Origin of the sequence: Lactobacillus nasalidis (genome assembly GCF_016587775.1) — a bacterium.
Classification (GTDB): Bacteria; Bacillota; Bacilli; order Lactobacillales; family Lactobacillaceae; genus Lactobacillus; species Lactobacillus nasalidis.
This window is the reverse complement of record NZ_BOCG01000620.1, coordinates 1-3,247: the sequence shown is the minus strand read 5'-3', so window position 1 is coordinate 3,247 and position 3,247 is coordinate 1. Positions and strand designations below refer to the sequence as shown.

Annotated in this window: 4 protein-coding genes; all 4 read left to right on the top strand. The window is 57.5% G+C overall.

Annotation, left to right across the window (positions count from 1 at the left end; genetic code table 11):
* The coding region (locus lacNas_RS11625; protein WP_373868170.1) for a YncE family protein at window positions 1–1,153 on the top strand (1,153 nt) is incomplete at its 5' end.
* Between the two features lie 40 nt (window positions 1,154–1,193).
* A complete protein-coding gene (locus lacNas_RS11620) occupies window positions 1,194–1,496 on the top strand; it encodes a hypothetical protein (protein WP_201330547.1) in 303 nt (100 codons plus the stop codon).
* Window positions 1,497–1,660: 164 nt separating this feature from the next.
* On the top strand, window positions 1,661–1,819 hold the full coding sequence (locus tag lacNas_RS11615; RefSeq protein ID WP_201330546.1) for a teichoic acid D-Ala incorporation-associated protein DltX: 159 nt from the start codon (window positions 1,661–1,663) through the stop codon (window positions 1,817–1,819).
* Window positions 1,820–1,837: 18 nt separating this feature from the next.
* Window positions 1,838–3,247, top strand: a 1,410-nt coding sequence (gene dltA, locus lacNas_RS11610; protein ID WP_201346887.1) for a D-alanine--poly(phosphoribitol) ligase subunit DltA, incomplete at its 3' end; no start/stop codon positions are given.

The following is a 3,247-nucleotide window of genomic DNA, read 5'->3' as shown; positions in this document are numbered from 1 at the left end:
CTTCCGCCGGCGGCTGCGGCTGCTGGTCTTCAGCCTGGTCCTGCTGGCGGGCCTGGGCGCGGCCGGCTGGTACTGGGCCTACCCGGCCTATACCAAATGGCAGATGCGGCAGGCCATGCTGGCGGCCCGGCCCAAGGTGGTCAAGGCCAAGGACGGCACCAGCACCAGTCCGGCCTGGCACAATCTGCGGGCCTACCGGAAGTCGCTCAGGGACAATTACAGTTTCGTCTACCAGGCGGCCTACCAGACCCCTAAGCGGACGACCGTGGGCCAGGACGTGGTCATTCCCGGCCTGATCAGCACCCGAAGCTATGACTACCAGTCCAAAAAGCTCACGACCGCCACGGCCATGACGCCGCAGGGGATCGCCGTGGTTTACAATTACATCCTGATCACGGCCTATGACGGCCAGCACCGGCACGCTTCAGTCATCTACGTGCTGGACAAGAAGACGGGCAAGTTTTTGAAAACGGTCCGCCTGCCCGGCCGCCAGCACCTGGGCGGGATCGCCTATGACCCCAAGGGGATGCGGATCTGGCTGACCGGGTCCATGGACGGCAAGTCCGCCTTGATGTCCTTTACCCTGGCGAAATTGATCGAGTACGTCTCTGAAGCCAAAAGCAGCGACCAGCTGGTCTATGACCAGGAGATCCCGATCAACTCGATCGCCAAGGCCTCGGCCTTGACCTACTATGCCGACCAGCTCTTCGTGGGCTATTTCAGCGAGAGCGGGCACGGCAAGGTCGCCAGCTACAAGCTGGCCCGCAGTGGCAAGTACAAGAACACCATCACCACCAGCGAAATCACCAGCATCAACGAGTCCGTCTCCTGGTCGGACCCTGACGGCACGACCAGCATGAACAAGCAGATCCAGGGCCTGGCCATCTACGGGGACAAGATCTTCCTCAGCCAGTCGTACGGCAGCAAGGATTCCAAGCTCTACATCTTCCCGATCACGGCCGTGGACAACCTTGACGAGTCCAACGCCGAGCAGGTGGTCCGCATGCCGCCGTATTTGGAGCAGATCACGGTCTACCGGGGTCAGCTGCTCTGCCTGTTTGAGTCGGCCTCCAGCCAGTACGCCCGCCAGGACATCACGGTGATGGACCGGACCTTGTCGGTCAACATCAATGCCCTGCTGAACAACAACTAACGCAGACAAAGATATATATAGATAGTACAAAGGAGCAAAAATGGATAGTCAACTTGCCAAGAAAATCGTCATCGATGTCCGCATCGCGGGCTGGTCCTGCCTGCTGCCGGCCAGCGGCCTGCTGTATCTCTACCAGCTGACCCGGTCTTTCAGCTTTCTGCTGGCCCTGGGCCTGGTCGTCCTGTTCGCGGCTTACGTCCTGACCACCGCCAAGCTGGACAAGTGGCATTCGCCAAGCTACGTGCTGCGGATGAGCCTGATTGCCATGTTCTTCATCGGCTTTCTGCCCTCCTTCCCTTTGCTGGTCTGCTACAGCCGCGAGCGCAAGGCGGGGCTGAAGTAGGGAGAAGTCTGAGACTTTTTTAATTTTTTAATACTTTAAGAAAGTACAAAATGTGCGCTGGCTGTGAACAAAATGTGAAAAATGGTTTAGAATGACAGTAATCATGTAAATCGGTTGTGTTGTTTCATACTGTTGGGATAGCAGACTTTGGTGCAGAAGAGGAGATGAGCGGCTTGAAAAACAAAGCACCTGACAGCCGGGGAAAACTGATCCGGTCCTTTATTTTGAGAACCTTGCTGTACAGCATCGTTTTATTAGGTTTGATTTATCTGTATGAATATTGTGGCCTCGGATCGACCGGCTTTATTTACAACGAATTTTAGGGAAAGTTGAGCGGAAAAATGAAGAATATTGTCAAAACGATTGATGAGATCGCGCAAAGAGAACCAGACCGGATTGTCTATGACTATCTGGGCCAAACCAATACCTACGGGGAACTGATCGCCCGGGCCGATTCCTGGGCAGCGCTGCTCAAGCAGCGGGTCCCGGCCGGGGCGCCCGTAATGATTTGGGGCGGACAGACTTTTGAAATGCTGGCCTGCTTCTTAGGTTGTGTAAAAAGCGGGCACTGCTACGTGCCGATCGCTGATTATTCCAACGCGGAAAGAATCGACCTGGTCCGGGAAGTCTCTGCTTCCCCGGCCCTGGTCGCCATCAGCGCCCTGCCGGAAGTCGACCTGGGCGACTTGATCCTGCTGACGCCGGAAGATGTCGGTGAAAGCGGGGAGAGCGACGAGGCTGACTACGTCAAAGGCGACGAAAACTTCTACATCATCTGCACCTCCGGGACGACAGGGAAGCCCAAGGGCGTGCAGATCAGCCATGACAACCTGGTCAGCTTCGTCGACTGGGAGCTGAAGGACTTCAGCCTGCCGGAGCATCCGCGCTTTTTGGCGCAGGCGCCGTACTCCTTCGACTTGTCGGTCATGAGCATTTATCCGGCCCTGCTCAGCGGCGGGGAACTGGTAGTTTTGCCGCACGAAGTGACGGAAAGCTTCGCGGCCCTGTTCAAGGCGCTGCCGGAAACGGACGTGAACGTCTGGGTCTCAACCCCGTCCTTCGCGCAGATGTGCTTTTTGGACCGGACCTTTGACGCCGCCCACCATGCTGGCCTCAGCCACTTCCTTTTCTGCGGGGAAGAACTGCCGCACAAGGAAGTCGAAATGCTCAAGCAGCGCTTCCCGGACAGCCGGATCTTCAACACTTACGGGCCAACGGAAGCGACCGTGGCGGTCACGCAAGTGGAGATCACCCCGGACCTGCTGGCCAAGTACGACCGGCTGCCGATCGGCCGCGTCAAGGAAGACACGGAAATCACGATCGACCTCAGCCAGGAAGAAGACGGCAAGAGCGGGGAAATGATCATCGCCGGCCCGTCCGTCTCCAAGGCTTACATCAACAATCCGGAAAAGACCGCGGAGGCCTTTTTCCAGAAAGATGGCGTCCAGCACTACCGGACCGGGGACGTGGGCTACTTTGACGGCGACCTGCTCTTTTACAAGGGCCGGATCGGCTTCCAGATCAAGTTCAACGGCTACCGGATCGAGCTGGAGGAAATCAACTTCTACATGAACCAGAATCCTCTGGTCCGGCACGCCGTGGCGGCTCCGGTCTACAAGCCGGACCACACGATCAAGCAGCTGGTGGCCGTGGTGGAACTGAACAGCGGCGTCAGCCGCAAGTACACTGAAGGGGCCATTACCAAGCAGATCAGAGACGGCTTGACCCGGGACGTGATGCCGTACATGATT

What these genes read in the sequence shown, in the direction of transcription:
- lacNas_RS11615 (WP_201330546.1), top strand. Translation starts at nt 1,661, where the DNA reads ATGAGCGGCTTGAAAAACAAAGCACCTGACAGCCGGGGAAAACTGATC.
- lacNas_RS11620 (WP_201330547.1), top strand. Translation starts at nt 1,194, where the DNA reads ATGGATAGTCAACTTGCCAAGAAAATCGTCATCGATGTCCGCATCGCG.